The sequence below is a fragment of the Mesorhizobium sp. B1-1-7 genome (genome assembly GCF_006442705.1).
GTDB lineage: Bacteria > Pseudomonadota > Alphaproteobacteria > Rhizobiales > Rhizobiaceae > Mesorhizobium > Mesorhizobium opportunistum.
This window is the reverse complement of the sequence record NZ_VFWQ01000020.1, coordinates 73,892-97,179: the sequence shown is the minus strand read 5'-3', so window position 1 is coordinate 97,179 and position 23,288 is coordinate 73,892. Positions and strand designations below refer to the sequence as shown.

Sequence of the window (23,288 nt, the reverse complement as noted above, 5' to 3'; positions counted from 1 at the left end):
TCACGAAATTGCGAGCCTTCGCCGCAGAGCTAGTGATGGCGGGAAATATTCGCTATTGCTTGTGCTTGCGCTGCACTACGCAATGGGAATGGGCTAAAAATGAAACCGAAATACCTACAGAATGCATCCGCCTCAATACTTTCAGTAATTCTTTTGCTCGCGGCATCCAGCGTGAGTATCGCCGTGTCGCTTTCGGGAAGCGAAGGAGACAAGCGTTTTCCGCCAACTCTGCCCTACACGCAGAAGGCACCATGCACCAAGGCTTACAAGGCCTATATTGCGGCGGACGGCCATTCGGCCTACGCCACCACGCCTTATACACGGGTGAGATCGCTGTATATCATCTGCGGCGCAAAGCTGAACGCTCCCTCTCAGAAGGTGGCCGAAGATCTGGCGATGAAATCCTGCGAGGGTACGGTCGCCCGCCACAGGGTGACGACGGGCGGCGCCTGCGAGATCGCTGCTTCGAAATAGCCGGGCATCTGCCGAACCAGCGCCGCCCGAGACAAAACCGGGAGGCTCCATGTTCGCCAAGATCCTGATCGCCAATCGGGGCGAGATCGCTTGTCGCGTCATCCGCACGGCGCGCAAGCTGGGCGTGCACACTGTTGCCGTCTATTCGGATGCCGACGCGAAGTCGCTGCATGTCGAGATGGCCGACGAGGGGGTGCATATCGGCTCCTCGCCGGTCGGCGAGAGCTATCTGCGCGGCGACCGGATCGTCGCGGCGGCCCTGGCCACAGGGGCACAGGCCATCCATCCCGGCTATGGTTTCCTGTCGGAAAACCCTGATTTCGTCGACCAGGTGGTAGCGGCAGGGCTCATCTTCATCGGCCCGTCGGCCGCCTCGATCCGTGCCATGGGGCTCAAGGACGCCGCCAAGCGGCTGATGGAGAAGGCCGGCGTTCCGGTCGTTCCGGGCTACCATGGCGAGGCACAGGAGATCGTGCTGCTCGCCTCCAAGGCACGCGAAATCGGCTATCCCGTGCTGATCAAGGCGCGCGCCGGCGGTGGTGGCAAGGGCATGCGCCGGGTCGAACATCCAGATGATTTCTCCGAGGCTCTATCCAGCGCCCGGCGCGAGGCAAAGGCCGCTTTCGGCGACGACCGCGTGCTGGTCGAGAAATATGTCGACAAGCCACGGCACATCGAAGTGCAGGTGTTCGGCGACAACTTTGGCAACGCCGTGCATCTCTATGAACGCGACTGCTCGGCGCAGCGCCGCCACCAGAAGGTGATCGAGGAAGCGCCCGCCCCCGGCATGACGCCGGCATTGCGCAAGGCCATGACCGACGCCGCTGTAAAGGCCGCCAAGGCGATCAGCTATTCCGGCGCCGGCACCATCGAATTCATCGTCGACGCCTCGCAAGGCCTGCAAGCCGACCGCTTCTGGTTCATGGAAATGAACACGCGCCTGCAGGTCGAGCATCCAGTCACCGAGATGGTCACGGGCACCGATCTGGTCGAATGGCAGCTGCGCGTCGCCAGCGGCGAAAAGCTGCCGAAGACGCAGAGCGAGATCGCGCTTGCCGGCCATGCTTTCGAAGCGCGCATCTATGCGGAGGATGCGGCCAAGGGATTCCTGCCGGCAACCGGCATGCTGCATCATCTAAAATTTCCTGAAGCAGCCACCGAAGGGGCCACGATGCGCATCGAGACCGGCGTTCGGGCCGGCGATGCCATCTCGCCCTATTACGATCCGATGATCGCCAAGCTTGTCGTCCATGCGAAGGACAGGCAGGCGGCGCTGGAGGCGCTCCGTACGGCGTTGTCGCAAACCGAAATTGCCGGTTCCACCGTCAACACCGCTTTTCTTGCAGCTCTGGCGGCCGACCCGGATTTTTTTGCCGGAGACGTCGACACGAGCTTGATCGGCAGACATCAGGCCGTGCTGACCGAGGTCGCGCCGCCAAGCGGCGAAATCATCTCGGCAGCCGTCCTCGCCGCCTCGGGCGCGGAAGCATCGCCGGGTTCGGACGACCCATGGTCGTCGCTTGCCGGCTATGCGCATTTCCACGGCGTGGCGCGGCGTACGCGGCTGAAGTTCGGCGAGGACGACATTGTGGCAAAGGTTTCGGTGCGGCCGGACGGGCGCTTCCAGGTGGCGCTCGACGCACCCTATGACAGCACCAATGCGCATGATTTCCGCGCCGTTCCGCGCCTCGCCCGCTGGCCCGGCCACGTCACCGTGTTCGAAGGCGCCGTCGGCTATACATTCGCGGTTCCGGACCCGCTAGCAAGGGCGGATGAGGCGGCTGCCGCCTCCGGCAGCCTGCGCGCGCCGATGCCGGGGCTGGTGAAGCTTGTGCGCGTGGCGAAGGGCGATGCGGTGATCAAGGGCCAGCCGCTGCTGATCCTCGAAGCGATGAAGATGGAGCACACCATCGCCGCGCCGCATGACGGGCTGATCGCCGAGATCGCAACCGAAGGGTCGCAGGTCACCGATGGGACCGTGCTGGTGCGGTTCGCCGAGGACAGCCATGGCTGAACGCCTGGTTGCTGGTTGACTAAAATAGCTGTGTCGGCGGGACAGAGGGGGCGCCCTAGAGGGCCGACCAAAACGAAAATGGCCGGGCAAGCCGGCCATTTCCAACAGCGAATGGTAGCGATTACTGCGCGATTGGCGCGTACTTGCCGTCGTGCCACTGGTTGATGTCGTAGCTGGCATTCTTGAGGTCGCCCTTCTCGTCGAAGGTGACATCGCCGACAACGGTGCTGATCGGCGTGCCGTTCTTCAGGGCTTCGGCAACCTTGGCCGGATCGTCGCTGCCGGCGCGCTTGATGCCTTCGGCGAACGCCTGGACCACGGCGTAGGAGAACAGCGTGAAGCCCTCGGGCACGAAGCCGCCGGCCTTGATCTTCTCGACCGCTGCCTTGGCTTCCGGCTTTGCCTGCGGATCCGACGGGAACACGAACATGGTGCCCTCGCCGGCCGGGCCGGCAACCTGCCAGAATTCCGGCGAGGCAATGGAGTCCGGCATGATCAGCTGGAACTTCAGGTTCTGTTCGGCCGACTGACGCAGGATCAGGCCGGCTTCAGGATGATAGCCGCCGAAATAGACGACGTCAGCCTTCAGATCCTTGAGCTTGGTGACAAGGGCCGAATAGTCCTTCTCACCGGGATTGATGGCGTCATAGTAGACTTCCTTGAGGCCGCCGGTGTTCATGGTTGCCCTGACGGCGTCGGCAACGCCCTGACCATAGGCGCTCTTGTCGTGCAGGATGACGACGTTCTTGCCGGCATACTTCTTGGCGATCCATGGGCCAATGAAGGCGCCCTGCGCGTCGTCACGCGTATAGAGGCGCATGATCGTCGGCCAGCCGGCCTTGGCCGCGGCGTCGGTCAACACCGGGTTCGAGGAGGCCGGGCTCATCATCAGGAAGCCGGCTTCGGCATAGACGGCCGAGGCCGGAATGCTCGAGCCCGAGCAGGCATGGCCATCGATGAACTTGACGCCATTGGCCACGATGCGGTTGGCGACCGACACGGCCTGCTTGGGATCGCATTGGTCGTCCTCGATGTCGAGCTTGATCATCGAGCCGTTGACACCGCCCGCGGCGTTGATGGCATCGGCGGCGGCCTGTGCGCCCTGCTTGAACTGATCGCCGATGGTGGCGAGCTGACCGGTCATCGGGCCGACCACCGAAACGGTGATGTCGTCGGCGAACGCGACCGGCGCGCTCATCATCAGGCCGAAAATGGCCGCGCTCAAAATACTCATTTTTTTCATGGTGATAGAACTCCTCCACTCACGCACGGCCGCCCGGCCGCGCTTCTTCCAGAGAGGCCGGACAATTTCATCCTTCATTGGGCCTGTCTAGGCGCATTGGCGCCGCTCGATTGGGCCTGGGGTCCCTCATCCACGCAAAAAAGCCACGCCAGCCTTGTTTCGGCTGGTCGTGGCTTTTCGCTCGTCGAGCTGTTCCGCAAGCGCCCCCGCACCCCGAGCCCAACGCGCCTTCCCTGTCTTCCCAAGGCCATGATCTCGGTCCGAAAACCGGATTCCCCGTTTCGGGACCATGGTCTTTCGCACGGCTTCAGCCTTCCCGGCCTGCCGCATTCTTGTCGTTGATGGCCTGTGGCCTGGCTGTCTGAGCAGCCTTGTCCCTGTCGTGGCCCGACCGTCTTCGCGGTCTTGGCCGGAGCGTCCCCGTCTGGTGGAACTCAGTGCATGGTCATCCATTCGCGGGCTTCGCGCAGCGCCTTGGCGATCTCGACCTTCGACATGGCCGCCGACAGTTCCGAGCGCAATTCCGCGGCGCGGGCCGAGCCCTTGATGGCGGCGATGTTGAACCATTTGTGGGCGGCGACGACGTCGGTCTCGCAATCGCGGCCGGTTGCATACATCATACCCAGTTCGAAAAGAATGTCGGCCTGGGCAGTTGCCCCCATGGCGCCGAAACCTGCTTCAAGCATTTCAAAACGTGCCATTTTAGTCCCCTGTCTGGCTCCCGAGAGCTGCCTCCGTTTGTCTTGTCCGGGCCGCTCTTTCGATGCTTTCGAGAATGCCGCGCAGGCTTGAATCCGCCGTTAAATGGCGTGCTTAATTTGAGGAAAACAAAGCTAAAACAAGAGGTAAACACGAAAATTCGTTAAGGATACGAAGCCAGCAATTCGGCTGGTTTTCGCAAAATTTGACGAAAATTTTCAGAGTGGGAATCAACACTCCGCTAACCACGGGAGACAAAGCCAATCCGGCGATCGTTTCATTTTCTCACCGAAGACGCGCTTTCAGGCGCCTTCAAAATCGGAAACTCTTCCGCAACGGCACCGCTTTTGTTTTGATGGGAGCTGGATTAGCTTACGTTTGCGTAAGCGGCAGACCGGCGAGGCGGAGCATCCGGCTGGCTATCCAAAGGGAGGAAGAACATGTTTCGAAAAGTGAGCCTGGCCCTTGCAGCCACATTGATCATGGCGGGCGCGGCGTGGGCCGATCCGATCGAGGGCAACTGGAAAACGCAGGCCGGCGACACCGCGGCCATATCCGGCGGCGGCTCGTTCTCCATCACGCTCAAATCCGGCAAATATGCCGGCAAGACCATCGGCTCGCTCAAGGCGGCCGGCGACAACAAGTACACCGGCAACATCACCGATCCGGCGAACGACAAGACCTATTCCGGCAAGGCGACGCTTTCGGGCACCTCGCTCAAGATGAGCGGCTGCGTGCTCGGCGGACTGATCTGCAAGAGCCAGACCTGGCACAAGCTCTGATCGTCTGCAGCCTTGCGACCTGACCACGGGGCCCTGACGGGCCCCGTTTTCGTTTCATCGACACGCCGGGCTCCGGCGCTCGATGGCTTCCGCTGTTGGCGTCCTCGGGCCAGTCAGATCCCGTCAATCAATTTGAACCGCAGATGAACGCCGGTCTCAGAGCCGGTTCACAGGCGTCAGGGCATTCTCCTGCGTGTTGAAGGAGACACCACCGATGCTTGCTCGCCGCTTCACCATCGTCTGCCTGCTGATGAGCCTGTTTGGAATGTTCTTCGCCATCCTCGTCGCCGAAGCAGGCCGTCCGGCCCGCTCCTGGGACGAAGCCACGAGACTTTGCGGTCTCGCCTGCCCGACCAAACTTCGCCACTGAAACCAGAAAACCTCGAAAAGAAAAGCACAGACATCATGAACCGCATCGCCGCCAACGCCCTCAAGACCCTCCGGCTTCTGCCGCGGGCGGCGCTTATCCTGGTGCTCCTGGCTGCCCCGGTCCTGGCCGTGCCGATGATGCGCGCCGATACCGGCTCGACCATCGAGGCTCCGGCGCTGAGGAAGTCAGGTGTCGGCTTCGTGCTGCTGGTCAGCCTGCAGCGTGGGTGAAGAAAAAAACGCGCTTTGGGCGCCTTCGACAGCGACACCCCTCCCAACCGCCCATCCAAGTCTCTATATTGAGCTATGGAAAAGCGAATCTACCCTCAGGCCATAGAATCAGTCGTCATGCCGGAGCCTTTTGGCCGGCAAAGCTTTGACAGGGCCGAGAAAGCCGTCGCGGCGCTGCAGGCGCTTTACGATCGCAATACCAAGTTCCTGCGCGACTCCTTCGCGGCATTGGCCGCCGGCGCCGACGGCAGCAAGCGCTACCGGGCCTTCTACCCCGAGATCGGCGTCACCACGAATTCGTTTACCCAGGTCGATTCGCGGCAGGCCTACGGCCATATGCCGACACCTGGCCATTTCGCCACCACGATTACCCAGCCGCAACTGTTCGAAAATTACCTGGTCGAGCAGCTTCGCCTGATCATGCGCAATCATGGCGTGTCGGTGACGGTCTCGGAATCGACCACGCCGATCCCGCTGCATTTCGCCTTCCTGGAAGGCACCTATGTCGACGGGGCCGCCGCCGAACGCATCAAGCGGCCGATCCGCGACCTGTTCGACGTTCCGGACCTGGACGGCACCGACGACCAGATCGCCAATGGCACGTTCGAGGTCGCCTTCGGCGAACCACGGCCGCTGGCACCGTTCACGGCGCAACGCATCGACTATTCGCTGCACCGCATGACCCATTATACGGCCACCAGCCCGCAGCATTTCCAGAACTTCGTGCTGTTCACCAACTACCAGTTCTACATCGACGAGTTCGTCGCCCGTGCGCGTGGCCTGATGGAGAATGGCGGCGGCGGTTATGTGGAATTCGTCGAACCGGGCAATGTCGTGACCCGCGCCGGCGCCAGCGCGGCAAGCGAGGGCACCCCGCCCGCCCGCCTGCCGCAAATGCCGGCCTACCACCTGAAGAAACCGAACCATGGCGGCATCACCATGGTCAATATCGGGGTTGGGCCTTCCAACGCCAAGACGATCACCGACCATATCGCGGTGCTGAGGCCGCATGCCTGGGTGATGCTTGGCCACTGCGCCGGTCTGCGCAACACGCAGGCGCTGGGCGACTATGTGCTGGCGCACGCCTATGTGCGCGAGGACCACGTCCTCGACGACGATCTTCCGGTCTGGGTGCCGATCCCGCCGCTGGCCGAGATCCAGGTCGCACTGCAGGAAGCGGTTGCCGAGGTCACGGGCCTGTCGGGCTACGATCTGAAGCGCATCATGCGCACCGGCACGGTCGCCACCATCGACAACCGCAACTGGGAACTGCGCGACCAGCGCGGACCGGTGCAGCGCCTGTCGCAATCGCGCGCCATCGCGCTCGACATGGAATCGGCGACGATCGCGGCCAATGGTTTCCGCTTCCGCGTACCCTACGGCACGCTGCTGTGCGTTTCCGACAAGCCGCTGCACGGCGAGTTGAAGCTACCCGGCATGGCGACCGAGTTCTACAAGCGCCAGGTGGCGCAGCACCTGACCATCGGCATCAGGGCGATGGAAAAGCTGGCGGAAATGCCGATGGAGCGGCTCCATTCGCGCAAGCTCAGAAGCTTTTCGGAGACCGCGTTCCAGTAGGCGGTCTGGAAGTCCCGGCGAGGCAATTCGTCGTCTTGCTCAGGCCGCAATTTGATCGATAAGCAGATCGAACGGATCGTCAGGCACACTCGACAGACACGGCCTCAATGACAACAGGCGGCGCGCGCTCGAATATGATAGCTGGGGTGGCATTCCTGGCGATGACGGCATTGTCGCTCGCCTTGTTGGCCGGATTCCTCGGCACGCTGCATCCGGCCTTTGATTCCTTCTCGCATTTTCGCCTTCACCTGTGCCTGCTGATCGCGCTTCTGGCGTTGCCGCTGCTTGCCAGTTCGTTTCGGCTGCAAGCGGCCGTGGCACTGCTCTTTGCGATCGCCAGCGTTGCCACGACGATGAGTACGCTGCCGCGCCTTTGGCCCGTGCAAGCGGTCGCCAAGCCCGTCGATCAGATCGTCCACCACCTGCTGCAGATGAATTTGCGCTACGACAATCCGACGCCGAAAAAGGTTCTTTCGCTGATTGGCCGGACCAACCCCGACGTGATCACCCTCGACGAGGTGTCGGCGATGTGGGAAACCGAGCTCGGTTACATCACCAGCGCCTACCCATACCGGATCCTCTGCCCCTACCCCAATGGCGTGTTCGGCGTGGCGCTGCTGTCGCGACGGCCCTTTGCCGCTGACAGCGCGCCGCACTGCGAGCCGCGGGGCGCGATGGCGATCGCGGCGGTCGATTTCGGCGGCACCGCCGTCAACGTCGCAGCCATCCATCTCAGTTGGCCATGGCCGCGCGAGCAGAACTGGCAGATCGGTGAGCTCTCGAATTCGATTTCCTCGCTCGGCGAAACCGCCATCATGGCCGGCGATTGCAACGCCGTGCCGTGGAGTGCGGCGGTGCGGCGGGTCGCCTCCCTCGGCGGGCTGACCGTCATGCCGTCAGCCGGACCGACGTGGCTCTACATCAAGCTGCCGGACGTGCTGCGGCGCTTTGCGGGACTGCCGATCGACCAGGTGTTCAGCAAGGGCGGGGTGACTGTTCATTCCGCGACGCGGCTGGAAGATACCGGCTCGGACCATCTGCCCGTGCTGGTCGAGTTCTCGGTTCGCTCCGCTGAGAAGCAGCCTGAGGATGGGCACGCCACGGCGCTCGCGGCGAGCGCCTTGCCAGCCGAGCCGCAAGGCTGACGCTTCAGCCGAGCCAAGCACTCCCTCGTTCATGGTTTTCGGATCAAGGCCGCGATCAGATGCTCGACGTGGCCGCCGCGGCTATGCTCGCGCCGATCGAAGGCGTTTTGTCTGGCCTCATATTCGGCATAGACCGCCTGGATGCGACGCCGGGCCTCGCGGTGCGTCTTGTAGCAAGACGGGTCGTTGGCGACCCGCAGGCCGGTGATCGACCTTTCGGTGGTGCGCATCATCTCCCTGGCGATGCGCCCATGCGTTTCCTCATGGCCGCGAACGCCGGCGAAAAACCGGCTCCAGCGCCGCTTCAGCGCCGGCGTCATGGGCGAGGCAATGCGAGGGAAGGTGTAGAACAGATTAAGCGTGCCGTTGACCCGCCGCAGCCGGCAGAAGCCGTTCTCCTGACCTCCGCCGAGATCCCAGTCGACGGTATAGGCAGTCGTGGCGATGGCATGCGTCATGAAGCCGTGCCTGGGGCCTTTGCTGTCCATCGCGTCGATGAAGGCCGCGCCCGAGCTTCCGGTGACGTCGTAGGTCCGCGTCTGGATAACTGCCCTTGTGCCGGCAAAGGCTTCTGGAGCGCATAGCGTCCCGATAGCAACGAGGCATGTCAGAACGGTCCGGCGCATCGGCCTTTCTCCTTATCCCTGGAGAAAGAACCATAGACCGATGGCCGTTTCAACGTCCCTGCTGGCCTGGACACCCTTGCAGCCAGCCCTGACCCACTTTTTTTGCTGCCGCCGCTCCAAGCGAGCGGGTGGCGCGAGGTCACATACCCTGGTAGACAGGCCCTTCCCCACCCTGGGGCGGTACCCAGTTGATGTTCTGGTTCGGGTCCTTGATATCGCAGGTCTTGCAGTGGACGCAGTTCTGCGCGTTGATGACGAAGCGCACATCCTTCGCCGATGGGTCGGCCGCAGCATTACCATCCTTGTCGACCCATTCGTAGACGCCCGCCGGACAGTAGCGTGTCGAGGGTCCGGCAAAGACATCATGCTCTGAGCGTTTCTGCAGGTCCATGTCTGCGACCAGCAGGTGGACCGGCTCGTTTTCCTCGTGATTGGTGTTGGACAGGAACACGGAGGACAGTCGGTCGAAGGTCAGCACGCCATCGGGCTTCGGATAGGCGATCTTCTTGTGCTGGGCGGCAGGCTCTAGCGTCGCATAGTCGGCCTTGCCATGCTTCAGCGTGCCGAAGGGCGAGATGCCGAACAGCGTGTTCAGCCACATATCGAGGCCGCCGAGGCTGACGCCGACGATGGTGCCGAAACGCGACCAGAGCGGCTTGACGTTGCGCACCTTCTTCAAATCCTTGCCGATGTCGGTCGTGCGCCAGGCTTCCTCGTAGGAGGCGAGCTCGTCATTGGCGCGGCCAGCGGCAATTGCTTCACTGACATGCTCGGCCACCAGCATGCCGGAGAGCACCGCATTGTGGGAGCCCTTGATGCGCGGCACGTTGACGAAGCCCGCGGCGCAGCCCATCAGCGCGCCGCCGGGGAAGGACAGTTTCGGCACCGACTGCCAGCCGCCCTCGGTGATGGCGCGCGCGCCATAGCCCAGCCGCTTGCCGCCTTCGAACGTAGCCGCGATCGCCGGATGGGTCTTGAAGCGCTGAAATTCCTCGAAGGGCGACAGATAGGGGTTCTTGTAGTTGAGGTGGAGGACGAAGCCGACCGCCACCTGGTTGTCCTCCAGATGATAGAGGAACGAGCCGCCGCCGGTCTTCATGTCGAGGGGCCAGCCAAAGGAATGCTGGACGAGACCCGGCCGGTGGTTCTCCGGCTTGACCTGCCAGAGTTCCTTGAGGCCGATGCCATATTTGCCGGGCTCGCGGCCGTCGGAAAGCTTGTATCTGGCGATCAGCTGCTTGGCGAGCGAGCCGCGCGCGCCTTCGCCGATCAGCACATACTTGCCCATCAACGCCATGCCCGGCGCAAAGCCCGGACCGTGCGTGCCGTCCTTCTCGACGCCCATGTCGCCGGTGACGACGCCGGTGACGGCGCCTTCGTCATTGTAGATGAGGCCGGTGGCGGCAAAGCCCGGATAGATCTCGACGCCAAGCGCCTCGGCCTTGCCGGCCAGCCAGCGGCAGACATTGCCGAGCGAGACGATGTAATTGCCGTGATTGTTCATCAGCGGCGGCATCAGGAAGTTGGGCAAGCGGAAGGAGCCGGCGGGCCCGAGCACCAGGAAATGGTCCGCCGTGACCGGCGTCTTGAAAGGATGGCCGTCCTCCTCGCGCCAGCCCGGCAGCAGCCGGTCGATGCCGATCGGATCGACCACGGCGCCCGAAAGGATATGGGCGCCGACCTCGCCGCCCTTTTCCAGCACGACGACGGAAAGCTCGGGATTGACCTGCTTGAGACGGATGGCCGCGGCAAGGCCGGCCGGTCCGGCACCGACGATGACCACGTCGAATTCCATGCTTTCGCGTTCGATATCGCTCATCAACCCCTCCGCACTGGCTTGCCGCTGTTGCCTATCTTGCTGGCTCTTGCGCTGCATAGCGCATCAATTGACGACAGGAAACCGGCGCATACGTGACAATGCGGATTTGGGCGGATTTGGGCGGATTCGGCCAAAAAGTCGCGCATCTTGCGGCCTGGCCGCCGTTGCTGTCCGATGAGATCCGCCGCGCCGGCGTTTTTTTGTTTGTTCGACGGCTTGCTTATCGGCCATACTTCCCGGCATGCGCATTCCTGGCCCAGCCGGCTTTTCTCCAACGCGCTTTGTTTTCCCGCCCGGCCGGGCCTGCCGGGCGGTTCTTCTGGCACTTCTGATGTTGGCACCTGGTCATGCCGCCGCGGACGGGGTGAAGGTCTGGGCGACAGGCGCCTACTCCTTCTCCGACGAACTTGGCGGCTTCCGCATCACCGGGGCCTCCGGCATCGGAACCAAGGATGATCCGCTGGTCATCACCGAAGAGCTGAATTCGGCGACACCGGTGACATTGACCATCCGCACCACGAAGCCGATCCAGACATTCGGCAAGGCGGGCGAGTTCGCCAATGGCATCATGTATATGCGCATCGACGTGCTCAACAACAGCGGCCAGGCCTGGATCGAATTCCAGTTCGAGCTTCAGGAGACGCTGAACCAGCCGAGCGTGTTCGGCGACGGGCTTTCGTTCGACCAACGCAACAAGACGCCTGACAATATCTCATCGAGCAATTTCGCCGATTTCGACCGCGACTTCGAACCCTATGACCGACTGCTGTTCAAGAACGGCAAGGTCGACCCGCTGAAAACCGCCAGTTTCGAATTCCTGGTGACCGACTACACGCCGCGATGGACTTTCTACCTGGTGCAGGACCCGCGCATACCGACGGGATAGGGTGCGCTGATACACGTTGGTGCGGAAAAGGATTGTCTTGCTTGCAAATTGGCGCTCTGCGGACGAATGTGCGCGCCATGACTGCCGCCCCCAACAGCCCGACCGAAATCGCCGACATCCTGGCCTTCTATGCCAGCGCCGGCGTCGATGAGGCGCTGGAAGGCGCTCCGGTGAACCGCTTCGCCGAGGTGGCGCCAAGGCCTGTCGAGCGCGCGCCGGCGCCCTTGCCGTCGCCTGGCGAAGACAAGACGCCGGAGCGGCCAGCAGCATCGCCCGGGTTGGATGCAAGCAAGGTGCCGGATGCGCCGGTGCGCACCGTGTCCGCCACCGCCGCCGTCCCCGACGAGGCGCAGGCCGCCCTCGCCCGGCAAATGGCGACAAGCGCCTCCACACTCGATGAGCTTCGCCAGCACATGGCTGCCTTCGACGGCTGCAATCTCAAGGCCACCGCCAAGAGCCTCGTCTTCGCCGACGGCAACCCGGAAGCCGCGGTCATGCTGGTCGGCGAGGCGCCCGGCCGCGACGAGGACATAGAGGGCCTGCCCTTCGTCGGCCGCTCCGGCCGGCTGCTCGACCGCATGCTGGCTGCGATCGGGCTCGACCGTTCTTCGGTCTACATCGCAAACGTCATTCCATGGCGGCCGCCGGGAAACCGCACGCCAACGCCGCACGAGACCGAGATCTGCCGGCCGTTCATCGAGCGGCAGATCGAACTGGTCAATCCCAAGGTGCTGGTCAATCTCGGCGGGCCTTCCGCCAAGACGTTGCTCAACACCTCGGAAGGCATCCTCAGACTGCGCGGCAACTGGCGTGCCCACACGACGGCGTCGGGCGTGACCATTCCAGCGATGCCGACGCTGCATCCGGCCTATCTCTTGCGGACGCCGGCGCACAAAAAACTAGCATGGCGGGATTTTCTCGAGGTCAAGGCGAAACTGAAGGCGTTAGAGTGAATAGCCGATCTCCCCCCTCGTGGGGGAGATGTCCGGACAGAGGGGGGCGTGAAGGAACGCGGCATTTCTCTTAGTCCCGCATGGCAAGGAACTGCCGAAAGCGATAAGTCGGCGGGACAGCGCCCCCCTCTGCCTTGCCAGGCATCTCCCCCACAAGGGGGGAGATCGGCTGCGATATCCGCTTTCTCCAATCTTTGCCATAAATGCCATGCTGATAACCTTCCAAGTAATTGAAATGGGGCACTCGCCGCCCTAGTCATCTCCCATGACAACAGCCCAAACCTCCGCCGGCAGCCTGATCCGCGAATGGCGCACGCGCCGCCGCATGAGCCAGCTCGACCTCGCGATGGAAGCCGAGATCTCGCAGCGCCATCTCTCCTTCGTCGAAAGCGGGCGTGCCGCGCCCTCGCGCGACATGGTGCTGCATCTGGCCGAGCAGCTTTCGATCCCGCTCAGGCAGCGCAACCAGCTGCTGCTGGCCGCGGGCTTTGCGCCGAGCTTCGGCGAAAGGCCGCTCACCGATGCCACGCTGGCGCCGGCGCTTGCCACCGTCGAGACCGTGCTCAAGGGGCATGAGCCGTTTCCGGCGCTGGCCGTCGACCGGCACTGGAACCTGGTTTCGGCGAACGCGGCGATTAGTCCGTTCCTCGCCGATGTCAGCGAGGCTTCCTTGCTGGCGGCGCCGGTCAACGTGCTTCGCCTCAGCCTGCACCCGGGCGGCATCGCGCCGCGCATCGTCAACCTCCAGGAATGGCGCACGCACCTGCTCGAGCGCCTCAAGCACCAGAATGACGCCACCGGCGACCCCGTGCTGATCGACCTGGAGCGCGAGCTGCGCGGCTATCCGTCCGGCTTGACGGGCAGCCGTCCGGCACCAGTCGAGCCGAATGCGATCGTGCATCCGCTCAGGCTTGCGCATGGCGACCAGGTTCTGTCGTTCATCAGCACCATAACCGTATTCGGCACGCCGCTCGACGTGACGCTGTCGGAACTGGCGATCGAATCGTTCTTCCCGGCGGATGAACAGACACGGGCGGTGCTGGTACGGCTGGCAAGGGAACGGGCCGAACGGTCCTGACTACCCTTGTGGCAGTGCCGCCTTGCGGGTGCGGGTGCGCTCCAGCCCCAGCTGCCGCTCGCGCCAGATGATGAAGATGCCGGCGGCAACGACGATCACACCGCCGACCAGCGTGCTCAACGACGTCACGTCGCCGAAGACAAAGTAGCCGACGACCACGCCGAGGATCATCGAGGTGTATTCGAACGGCGCCACCACCGAGGCTTCTGCATGGCGATAGGCCGAGGTCATCAGGATCTGGCCGAGGCCACCGCAAAAGCCGGCCATGATGAGCAGCGCGGCTTGCACCGGCGTCAGCGATTGCCAGCCGAAAGGCAGCGTCAGCAGCGAGAGCACACTCGCTGTCGACGAGAACCATAACACGATGGTCGCCGTCCTCTCCGTCTGCACGAGGTTGCGCACAAGCAGCATGGCGACGGCCGAGATCGCCGCCGCCACCAGCGCCGCCATGACGCCGAGAACCTCCTGATCGTCGAGCGCTTCATCCGAATTGAGCAGAGTGAGCTCCGGCCAGGAAATAATGAGCACGCCGACCAGACCGACTGCCACCGCGCTCCAGCGGTAGACGCGGATCGTCTCGCCAAGGAAAACGGAGGAGAACACCACGACCAACAGCGGCTGTGCATAGTTCAGGGTGATTGCCTCCGGCAGCGGCAGCCTGGTGAGCGCGAAGAAGCCAAGCCCCATGGCGCCGACGCCGACAATACCGCGCGCGACATGGTTGAAGGGACGTTTGGTGACGAATGCCGTCGGCAACTGTCCCTTAAATGCCAGAAAGGCAATGATCGGGAAGATGGCAAAAAACGAGCGGAAGAAGACGATCTGCCCGGCCGGCACCTCGCCGGCCGCCTTGATGCAGGTTTGCATTCCGACAAAAACCGCGACGGACACGATCTTCAGGGCAATGCCCCTCAGCGTGTCGTGGCCGCCCGCCGTTTCTGGTGCCGCCCCCGCCCCTGATGTCACCTTGGCGATGCTTCCTGGATGGTCGCCCAGATGCGCGCTGGTGTCGCCGGCATCTCGATATGCGTGACACCATAGGCGCGCCACAGCGCATCGGTGACCGCGTTGAGTGCCGCCGGTGTCGAGCCGATCGTGCCGGCCTCGCCCGCGCCCTTGATGCCCAGCGCATTGGTGGTCGACGGCACGTTCCGGGTCTCGAAATGGAAGAACGGGAAATTGTCGGCGCGCGGCATGGCGTAGTCCATGAAGCTCGCCGTCAGCAATTGCCCATCCTCGCCATGGACGGTGTTTTCGGTCAGCGCCTGGCCGACGCCTTGCACGACGCCGCCATGAACCTGGCCGGCGAGCAGGATCGGGTTCACCGTGACACCGAAATCGTCGACGATGGTGTAGCGGACGATCTCGGTCGTGCCGGTGTCGGGATCGATCTCGACCTCGCAGATGTGGGTGCCGTTCGGATAGGTGCATTCGTCCTGGACGAACTCGCCGAACCCCTTGAGGTCATCGGGGTTTTTCGCGGCCTTGGCGATGGTGGAAAAATCGATCGTGCGGTCGGTGCCGACAATGCGGGCAACACCATCGGACAGCTCGATGTCGCCGGCGGAAGCCTCCAGCTCGTCGGCGGCGATGCGCTTGATCTTGTTGGCCAGATCCTCGCCCGCACGGGAAGCGGATACACCCCCGAGCGGAATCGAGCGCGAGCCGCCGGTGCCGCCGCCGGCCTTCAATTCGTCGGTATCGCCCTGGCGTACATGGATCTTGTCGATGTCGAGATTGAGCTTTTCCGACAGGAACTGCGCATAGGCGGTGGCGTGGCCCTGTCCGTTGGTCTGGGTCCCGATCTTGAGCGTCACCGTGCCGTCGCCATTGAGCTCGACAAACGCCGGCTCTGAGCCCGGGAAGGCGCAGGCCTCGATGTAAGTCGCCATGCCGATGCCGCGGATCTTGCCGCCGGCTTTCGACTGTTCGAGCCGCTGCGGAAACGCCTTCCACTCAGACCGTTCGATGGCGCGCTCCATGTGGCCCTCGAATTCGCCGTTGTCGTAGAGGCGGCCGGTCTGCGTGCGATAGGGAAACTGCTCCGGCCGGATGAAATTGCGGCGGCGGATCTCTTCGACGGGCAGGCCGAGATCATGGGCGCAGGCATCGACCAGCTTTTCCAGCAGGAATGCCGCTTCCGGCCGGCCGGCGCCACGATAGGCATCGACGGGACAGGTGTTGGTGTAAAGGCCGGTCACCGTGACATCGAGCGCCCTGATGTCATAGACGCCGGTCGACATGGTGACGCCGATATAGGGAATGAATGGACCGTATTGCGAGACATAGGCGCCCATATTGGCCAGCAGATCGACCCGCATGCCGAGGAAGCGGCCATCCTTGTCCAAAGCCATCTCGGCCGTCACGGCATTGTCGCGGCCTTGCGCGTCGGTGAGGAAATGTTCCGTGCGGTCGCCGGCCCATTTCACCGGACGGCCAAGCCGCTTCGCTGCCTCCAGCACCAGCGGATATTCGCGGTAGACGAAGCTCTTCGGCCCGAAACCACCGCCGACATCCGGCGTGATGACGCGCAGCTGGTTCTTCTTGATCTTGAACACGCTGGCCAGGATGTACTGCATGGAATGCACGCCTTGCGACCCGGTGGTCAGCACGAAACGGTTCTCGCCGGCATTCCATTCGCCGATCGCAGAGCGCGGCTCCATGTAATTGCAGACCAGCCGGTTGTTGACGAACTCGATGCGGGTGACATGAGCCGCCCTGGCGAAAGCCGCCGCCGTCTTGGCCTTGTCGCCCATGTGGTAGGTGAAGGCGCGGTTGGAGCCGAGCTCGGGCCACACCAGCGGCGTGCCTTCGGCAAGCGCGGTCGCCGTGCCAGACGCGGCATCCTCGCTGTCATAATCGACATCGATCAGTTCGGCGGCATCCTGCGCCAGGGCACGGCTGTCGGCGACAACAAAGGCAACGGCATCGCCGACATAATTGACGCGATCACGGCACAGGACCGGAATGTCGCGGGTCGGCGCCTTGGTGCCGTCGGGTTGTTCCTGCATGACGCCGGATTTGAGATCGCCGAGATGGGCAATATCCTTGGCCGTCAGCACCAGATGGACGCCGGGAGCCGTCTTCGCCGCATCGGTCGAGCCGATGGTGAAACTGGCCTTTGCCACCGGCGAGCGCAGGACATAGCCGTGCAGCACGCCGGACGGCTGGATGTCATCGGTATAGCGGCCCTGCCCCTGGATGAAAGCGGCATCCTCGCGCCGCAACACGGAAGCGCCCATCCCGAACTTCGGTGTGACGATGGTCATGACTGCCTCGCGATGCTGGAAAGGAAGGCCTGAAATAGGCCCTGTCGCAGTTTTGTCGAGGGGCCGTTTCGTGTAAAGAGCGCGGACTTCAAATTTCTTGGATCAGCGGAAACAATCCGCCTCCAACGCAATCGACAGGAAAAAACCCGGAATGCGCACCGACACAGGCCAAGTCTTCAAACTCGAAGACTATCGCCCCAGCGACTACCTCATTCCGGAAACGAACCTTGAATTCCGTCTCTCGCCACAGGCAACGATCGTCACCGCAACAGTGACGATCGAGCGTCGTGAGGGCGTTTCGGTGTCGGCTCCGCTGGTGCTCGACGGCGATGGGCTGATGCTCAAGCGCATCGAGATCGACGGCAAGAAAGTGAAACCGGCGGACCTGCTGGCCAGCCCCGACCAACTCACCATTCTCAAGCCGCCGGCAGCGCGCCGTTTCCAGCTGCGCGTCGAAACCGAGCTGGCACCGTCTGGCAATGAAGCCTTGATGGGCCTCTATCGCTCGAGCAATGTCTATTGCACGCAGTGCGAGGCCGAGGGCTTCCGCCGCATCACCTATTTCCTCGACCGCCCCGATATCCTGTCCGTCTACACCGTGCGGATCGAGGCCTTGCGTGACGAGGCGCCGCTGCTTCTGTCCAACGGCAACCCGGTCGACAAGGGCGACCTCGGCGATGGCCGGCACTACGCCGTCTGGCACGATCCCTTCCCCAAGCCGTCCTATCTGTTCGCGCTTGTGGCCGGCAATCTCGGCCAGGTCGCCGACAGTTTCGTCACGATGTCGGGCCGCACGGTCGAGCTCGGCATCTATGTCGAACCCGGTAAGGAGAAGCTCGCCGGCTACGCCATGGATGCGCTGAAGCGATCGATGCAATGGGACGAGGAGGCGTTTGGCCGGGAATACGACCTCGACGTCTTCAACATCGTCGCCGTGTCCGACTTCAACATGGGCGCTATGGAGAACAAGGGCCTCAACATCTTCAACGACAAATACGTGCTGGCCGACCAGGAGACCGCGACGGATGCCGATTTCGCCAATATCGAGGCGATCATCGCGCATGAATATTTCCACAATTGGACAGGCAACAGAATCACTTGCCGCGACTGGTTCCAGCTTTGCCTGAAGGAAGGGCTGACGGTCTTCCGCGATCACGAATTCTCCGCGGACCAGCGCTCGCGGGCGGTCAAGCGCATCGCCGAGGTGCGCACGCTGCGCGCGCACCAGTTCCCCGAGGACCAGGGTCCGCTGGCGCATCCGGTGCGGCCGCGCCGCTACCGCGAGATCAACAATTTCTACACGGCGACGGTTTACGAGAAGGGCTCCGAAGTGGTGCGCATGATCCGCACCATTCTCGGCCCGGATGCCTTTCGTGCCGGCATGGACCTCTATTTCGAGCGGCATGACGGTGAAGCGGCGACGATCGAGGATTTCATCAAGGTGTTCGAGGATGCATCCGGCCGCGACCTGTCGCAGTTCGCGCTCTGGTATCATCAGGCCGGCACGCCCAATCTGACGGTCAGTTCGACGCACAATCCGGCTTTGCAGGAATTCACGCTCGAGATCGAACAGTCGGTGCCGCCGACACCCTCCGAAAGCCGCAAGCGGCTGATGCACATCCCGCTCGCCTTCGGCCTGATCGGCGCCGGCGGCAAGCCGGTGTCGTACAGCGGCGTCGAGGGCGCCAGTGTCGACGACGGCGTCATCCATGTCCGCAAGCGCCGGCACATGGTGCGTTTCTCTGGCGTGGCGGAACGCCCGGCGGTGTCGCTCAACCGCGGCTTCTCGGCACCGGTGACGCTGTCGGTCGAGCAGAAGGCTGACGACCAGTTCTTCCTTGCCCGCCATGACAGCGACGCCTTCTCGCGCTGGCAGGCATTCAACACGCTGCTCACCGATACGCTGATTTCAGCGTTCCGCGAGATCCTCGGCGGCAAGCAACCGGTCTTCGCGAAACGGCTGACCGAGCTCGCCGGCAGCATTGCCGCCGACGAGACGCTGGAGCCGGCCTACCGGGCGCTGGCACTGGCGCTGCCCGGTGATGCCGACATCGCCCGCGACATCGGCAGGAACATCGATCCCGACGCCATCCACACGGCCCGGCAGGCTCTTGCGCTCGCCATCGGCACCGCCAATGGCGCGGTATTTTCCGGCCTCTACGACAGCCTTGCAGACAGGACCGCGTTCAGCCCCGACGCGGCGAGCGCTGGACGACGCGCCCTGCGCAACACTTTGCTGGATTATCTCTCGCTGCTGCCTGGCGGCGCGGCATCGGCCGCCGGGCATTTCCAGTCGGCGACCAACATGACCGACCGCGCGGCAGCCCTTGGCGTGCTTGCGCATCGACACCACGGTTCGCCGGAGGCAAAAAAGGCGCTGGCGGCATTCGAAACGAAGTATGCGTCCGACCCGCTGATCATGGACAAATGGTTCCAGATCCAGGCCAGCGTGCCGGGGCCGCAGGCGGTGGATACGGTCCGGGCGTTAACCGCTCATCCGGCCTTCTCGATGGGCAATCCAAACCGGGTGCGCTCGCTGATCGGCACATTCTCCAGCGCCAACCAGACCGGCTTCCATCGCCCCGACGGCGAAGGCTACCGGTTTTTCGCGCAGACGGTGCTCGAGGTCGAAAAGCGCAACCCGCAAGTGGCGGCAAGGCTGGCAACGGCGCTCAGGTCATGGCGTTCGCTCGAGCCGGGCCGCCAGGCCAAGGCCCGGGAGGCGCTGCTTTCGATCGCCAATGCCGAAAACCTGTCGGCGGACTTAAGGGACATTGTCGAGCGGACGCTTGCTTAGGTGTCTGATCTCCCGCTCGTGGGGAGATCGGCCGCTTCGGCATTATTTTAGTCGATTTTTAATCTTTTTTCGCCGGAGCACTGGACAAGGCGAATCACCTTTGATTCTTTAATGGCGATTCGGAAGTGCGGCGTTGCCGGATCGTCAAGCCTGTAGAGTCGGGCATACTGAAATCGGGGAGTGCCATTTATGGCGAAGGCGGACGCGTGGGGCGCGCCCGGAGGGATGGCTTTTGCGCGTCGCGAGACGCGAAGCGACGGCCTTGCCGGGAATACGCGGCTCATCGCCGAACCAGCCTACAAGCGGCTTCTGGCTGCCGAACCGTTGCTGCGCCGGTCGATACCGGCCCTCATCGTCATCTTCCTGATCGTCATCGCGGCGCTGCGCGTGCTGTCGCTGATGAACGAACGCGACGATGTGGAGCGCGACGCCAAGGCGATCCTCACACTGGCGGCCGGCCAACTGGCCAGTTCGCTCGCCACCGTCACCGATACGCCGCCAGGCGCCATTCAGGACCTGCTGGAGACCACCAGCCGCCAGGGCGCGATGGGCCGCAGCCATGTGCTCGTCATCACCGACGGCGCCTTCAAGATCACCGCGGTATCGCCGCGCTCGACGCCATGGCAGGGCCACTCGCTCGACGGCCTCGTCGAGGGCGGCCAGCCGCTGTTCATGTTCGGCGACCGCGCCGGGGTCATGGAGGTCAGCATTGGCGGGCAAGACTGGTACGCAGCGGTAAGCGTGGCCAAGGACGGCAAAGGAGCCGCGGCGGCGTTGGTTCCGCAGGAAGCCGTCTTCGACACCTGGCGCAAGACAGTCTCGCTGAACGTCACCCTGTTCGTGCTGACCGCCGGCGTGCTGATCATCATCCTCTATGCCTATTTCGGGCAGGCGGCGCGCGCTCAGGCAGCCGACCGCATCTACCTCGAAGCGCATCAGCGCATCGACATGGCGCTGGTGCGCGGCCGCTGCGGCCTGTGGGACTGGGACATGGTGCGCGGCAAGATGTACTGGTCGCGTTCGATGTACGACATGCTTGGCTACGAGCCTTGCGAGACGATGCTGTCCTTCGGCGAGGTCGATGAGATCATCCACCCCGAGGACGGAGACCTGTTCGAGCTCGCCAACAGAATTGTCGCACGCGAAATCGACCACATCGACCAGGTGTTCCGGATGCGGCATGCCGACGGCCAATGGGTGTGGATGCGCGCCCGCGCACAAGTCATGGACCCGGAGGCGCCGGAGATCCAGCTGATCGGCATCGCCGTCGACGTCACCGAGCAGCGCCATCTGGCGCTGCGATCGGAGGCAGCCGATCTTCGCCTCAGGACCGCGATCGAGAACATCAACGAATCCTTCGTGCTGTGGGATTCGGCCCAGCGCCTGATCATGTGCAACTCCAAATACCAGCAGGACAACGGGCTCTCGGATCGCGACGTGATGCCCGGTGTGACGCGGGTGTCGCTGGAAGAGCGGATGCTGGCCTTTGCTTCAGAGCGCCGGCTCGCCAACACCAATGGTCCGCAAGGCGGCGCCACTTTCGAGCGGCAGCTGTCCGACGGCCGCTGGCTGCAGGTCAACGAGCTGAAGACCAGGGATGGCGGCATCGTCTCTGTCGGCTCGGACATCACTCAGATCAAGTTGCACCAGGAGAAGCTGGTCGACAGCGAGCGCCGGCTGATGGCGACCATCCATGATTTGAGCCTCGCCCGCCGGGCCGAAGAGGAACGGTCGCGCGAACTGGTCGACCTCAACCGCAAATACATGAAGGAAACCGAGCGCGCCGAAGCGGCGAACCGGGCCAAATCCGAGTTCCTGGCCAACATGTCGCACGAACTGCGCACACCGCTGAACGCCATCATCGGCTTCTCCGAACTGATGGAACAGGGGCTGTTCGGCCCGCTGGGTTCGTCGCGCTACGAGGAATATGCCACCGACATCAACAGCAGCGGCAAGTACCTGCTGGGCGTCATCAACGACATTCTCGACATGTCCAAGATCGAGGCTGGCCAGTTCTCGCTGGATCAGGAGCAGATCGACCTAGGCCCGCTGATCAGCGAGACGGTGCGCGTCGTCTCGCTGCAGGCAGCGCAGAAGGCGATCACCGTGGAAACGCGCATCGCCGACGCGCTGACGCTGTTCGCCGATCGCCGGGCGATCAAGCAGATCGTCATCAACCTGCTGTCCAACGCGGTGAAATTCACCGGCCAGGGCGGTCACATATCGGTCAGGGCCCGCAACACATCGGGCGCCCTGGTGCTGACGATCGAGGACAATGGCTGCGGCATCCCAAAGGAGGCGCTCGGCAAGCTCGGGCGGCCCTTCGAACAGGTGCAGAACCAGTTCTCCAAGAACCATGCGGGGTCCGGCCTCGGCCTCGCCATCTCGCGTTCGCTGGCCGAGCTCCAGGGCGGCGCACTGAAAATCCGTTCGACCGAAGGTGTCGGCACGATCGTGTCGGTGCGCATACCGGTGAAGAAGGCGACGCCGGCGGTCAAGATCGCCGCTTGAAGATTTCGCTACCTCCCAAGCCGATCCCGGCCCTCGCCCTGATGCCCGCAGGCGAGAGCGGAAATCCTTGACAAGTTATCTATTTTATCTACTCTAGATAAGAAACAGAGGATTTGTCGTGCGAGTGACTTCAACGGAATTCCAACAGAATGTCGGACGTTTCCAGGACGCCGCCCAGCGTGCGCCGGTCGCGATCACCAAGAATGGCCGCACCCACACGGTGCTTCTGTCGGCAGCGATGTTCGAGGTTCTGGTCAAGGGACGGGTCGCCCGTCCAATCGAGGAACTGGACGATGAGACGCTGAACGCCATCGCCGAAAGCGCCGTCCCGAACCAATATGCCGGGCTCGACGCAATGCTCAAAGACTGGACACCGTGAGCCTGCCAAAGCCTATACCGGGTTTGGTGATTTGCTATTCATACCTTTGGGCAAAGGAACATGAAACGGGAGCCGAAGAAGGCCGCAAGGGCCGACCCTGCGCAATCGTCGCCGCCCGCCAGGTCGTGGAGGGGCGCGAGGTTGTAACGGTGGTTCCGATCACGCACTCGCCGCCATTTGATTCTGCCGATGCAGTAGAGATACCGGCGACGCTCAAAACTCATCTTGGACTTGATGATGCACCGTCATGGATCGTCGTGACCGAAACCAATGATTTCCTCTGGCCCGGTCCCGATCTCAGGCCGATCCCGCGAAGCAAGCCATCCCGCTTCGACTACGGCATGCTGCCGCCACGTTTCTACGCCTACTTGCGCGACCGGATTTTGGCGGCCCACAAGAGCCGCACCCTCAACCGGATACAGCGAACGGAGTAAA

Annotated in this window: 20 protein-coding genes; 14 read left to right on the top strand and 6 right to left on the bottom strand. The window is 63.1% G+C overall.

The features are described from left to right. Positions 1-99: 99 nt before the first annotated feature. Complete coding sequence (locus tag FJ978_RS28000; RefSeq protein WP_140575835.1) at positions 100-474, top strand: hypothetical protein; 375 nt, start codon at positions 100-102, stop codon at positions 472-474. Between the two features lie 49 nt (positions 475-523). After that, positions 524-2,488 carry an acetyl/propionyl/methylcrotonyl-CoA carboxylase subunit alpha gene (locus FJ978_RS27995; protein ID WP_140575834.1) on the top strand — a complete coding sequence of 655 codons (1,965 nt, stop codon included), beginning with the start codon at positions 524-526 and terminating at the stop codon, positions 2,486-2,488. 121 nt (positions 2,489-2,609) lie between these two features. Here the strand turns inward: FJ978_RS27995 and FJ978_RS27990 are convergent, their stop codons facing one another. Together FJ978_RS27990 and FJ978_RS27985 are read right to left on the bottom strand one after the other, a co-directional pair. Next, positions 2,610-3,731, bottom strand: coding sequence for a branched-chain amino acid ABC transporter substrate-binding protein (locus FJ978_RS27990; protein WP_013896405.1), 1,122 nt, complete (start codon positions 3,729-3,731; stop codon positions 2,610-2,612). Positions 3,732-4,165: 434 nt separating this feature from the next. Then, positions 4,166-4,432 (bottom strand): sel1 repeat family protein, encoded by a 267-nt coding sequence (locus FJ978_RS27985; protein WP_010915070.1) that lies wholly within the window; start codon positions 4,430-4,432, stop codon positions 4,166-4,168. Positions 4,433-4,870: 438 nt separating this feature from the next. On the opposite strand from FJ978_RS27985, the gene FJ978_RS27980 reads away from it, so the two are divergent. The 5 genes from FJ978_RS27980 (at position 4,871) to FJ978_RS27965 (ending at position 8,535) form a co-directional block, all read left to right on the top strand. Then, on the top strand, positions 4,871-5,212 hold the full coding sequence (locus FJ978_RS27980; RefSeq protein WP_013896406.1) for a DUF2147 domain-containing protein: 342 nt from the start codon (positions 4,871-4,873) through the stop codon (positions 5,210-5,212). 214 nt (positions 5,213-5,426) lie between these two features. Beyond that, positions 5,427-5,582 (top strand): hypothetical protein, encoded by a 156-nt coding sequence (locus FJ978_RS32890; RefSeq protein WP_181176734.1) that lies wholly within the window; start codon positions 5,427-5,429, stop codon positions 5,580-5,582. Positions 5,583-5,617: 35 nt separating this feature from the next. Continuing rightward, the gene (locus FJ978_RS27975) at positions 5,618-5,812 is read left to right on the top strand and encodes a hypothetical protein (RefSeq protein WP_140575832.1); all 195 of its coding nucleotides are present in this window, start codon (positions 5,618-5,620) and stop codon (positions 5,810-5,812) included. A 117-nt stretch (positions 5,813-5,929) separates the two neighbouring features. Beyond that, a complete protein-coding gene (locus tag FJ978_RS27970) occupies positions 5,930-7,390 on the top strand; it encodes an AMP nucleosidase (RefSeq protein ID WP_224728929.1) in 1,461 nt (486 codons plus the stop codon). A 134-nt stretch (positions 7,391-7,524) separates the two neighbouring features. After that, positions 7,525-8,535, top strand: a complete 1,011-nt coding sequence (locus tag FJ978_RS27965) for an endonuclease/exonuclease/phosphatase family protein (protein WP_140575829.1) — start codon at positions 7,525-7,527, stop codon at positions 8,533-8,535. A 29-nt stretch (positions 8,536-8,564) separates the two neighbouring features. Here the strand turns inward: FJ978_RS27965 and FJ978_RS27960 are convergent, their stop codons facing one another. Continuing rightward, a complete protein-coding gene (locus tag FJ978_RS27960; protein ID WP_140575827.1) occupies positions 8,565-9,161 on the bottom strand; it encodes a DUF922 domain-containing protein in 597 nt (198 codons plus the stop codon). A gap of 139 nt (positions 9,162-9,300) precedes the next feature. Beyond that, complete coding sequence (locus FJ978_RS27955; protein ID WP_140575825.1) at positions 9,301-10,980, bottom strand: electron transfer flavoprotein-ubiquinone oxidoreductase; 1,680 nt, start codon at positions 10,978-10,980, stop codon at positions 9,301-9,303. Between the two features lie 241 nt (positions 10,981-11,221). Here FJ978_RS27955 and FJ978_RS27950 point away from each other — a divergent pair, with 241 nt between their 5' ends. The 3 genes from FJ978_RS27950 to FJ978_RS27940 all read left to right on the top strand — a co-directional run bounded on the left by FJ978_RS27950 (position 11,222) and on the right by FJ978_RS27940 (position 13,897). Beyond that, complete coding sequence (locus FJ978_RS27950; RefSeq protein WP_140575823.1) at positions 11,222-11,866, top strand: hypothetical protein; 645 nt, start codon at positions 11,222-11,224, stop codon at positions 11,864-11,866. A gap of 77 nt (positions 11,867-11,943) precedes the next feature. Next, positions 11,944-12,819, top strand: a complete 876-nt coding sequence (locus tag FJ978_RS27945; RefSeq protein WP_181176733.1) for a uracil-DNA glycosylase — start codon at positions 11,944-11,946, stop codon at positions 12,817-12,819. Positions 12,820-13,084: 265 nt separating this feature from the next. Then, a complete protein-coding gene (locus tag FJ978_RS27940; protein WP_013896415.1) occupies positions 13,085-13,897 on the top strand; it encodes a helix-turn-helix transcriptional regulator in 813 nt (270 codons plus the stop codon). Here FJ978_RS27940 and FJ978_RS27935 read toward each other — a convergent pair whose 3' ends face one another. Beyond that, on the bottom strand, positions 13,898-14,863 hold the full coding sequence (locus tag FJ978_RS27935) for a DMT family transporter (RefSeq protein ID WP_140575821.1): 966 nt from the start codon (positions 14,861-14,863) through the stop codon (positions 13,898-13,900). Further along, positions 14,860-17,166, bottom strand: coding sequence for a xanthine dehydrogenase family protein molybdopterin-binding subunit (locus FJ978_RS27930; RefSeq protein WP_140575819.1), 2,307 nt, complete (start codon positions 17,164-17,166; stop codon positions 14,860-14,862). The genes FJ978_RS27935 and FJ978_RS27930 overlap by 4 nt, the downstream gene beginning before the upstream one ends. Positions 17,167-17,317: 151 nt before the next feature. On the opposite strand from FJ978_RS27930, the gene pepN reads away from it, so the two are divergent. The 4 genes from pepN to FJ978_RS27910 all read left to right on the top strand — a co-directional run bounded on the left by pepN (position 17,318) and on the right by FJ978_RS27910 (position 23,287). Further along, positions 17,318-19,963: an aminopeptidase N gene (gene pepN, locus FJ978_RS27925; protein ID WP_140575817.1), complete on the top strand. Its 2,646-nt coding sequence runs from the start codon at positions 17,318-17,320 to the stop codon at positions 19,961-19,963. Positions 19,964-20,152: 189 nt separating this feature from the next. Next, positions 20,153-22,474 (top strand): PAS domain-containing sensor histidine kinase, encoded by a 2,322-nt coding sequence (locus FJ978_RS27920; RefSeq protein WP_140575815.1) that lies wholly within the window; start codon positions 20,153-20,155, stop codon positions 22,472-22,474. Positions 22,475-22,598: 124 nt separating this feature from the next. Next, positions 22,599-22,853: a type II toxin-antitoxin system Phd/YefM family antitoxin gene (locus tag FJ978_RS27915; protein ID WP_224728940.1), complete on the top strand. Its 255-nt coding sequence runs from the start codon at positions 22,599-22,601 to the stop codon at positions 22,851-22,853. After that, entirely contained in the window at positions 22,850-23,287 is a 438-nt protein-coding gene (locus tag FJ978_RS27910; RefSeq protein ID WP_013896421.1) for a type II toxin-antitoxin system PemK/MazF family toxin, read from the top strand. Before FJ978_RS27915 ends, FJ978_RS27910 begins: the two co-directional genes overlap by 4 nt. The last annotated feature ends 1 nt before the right edge of the window (position 23,288 follow it).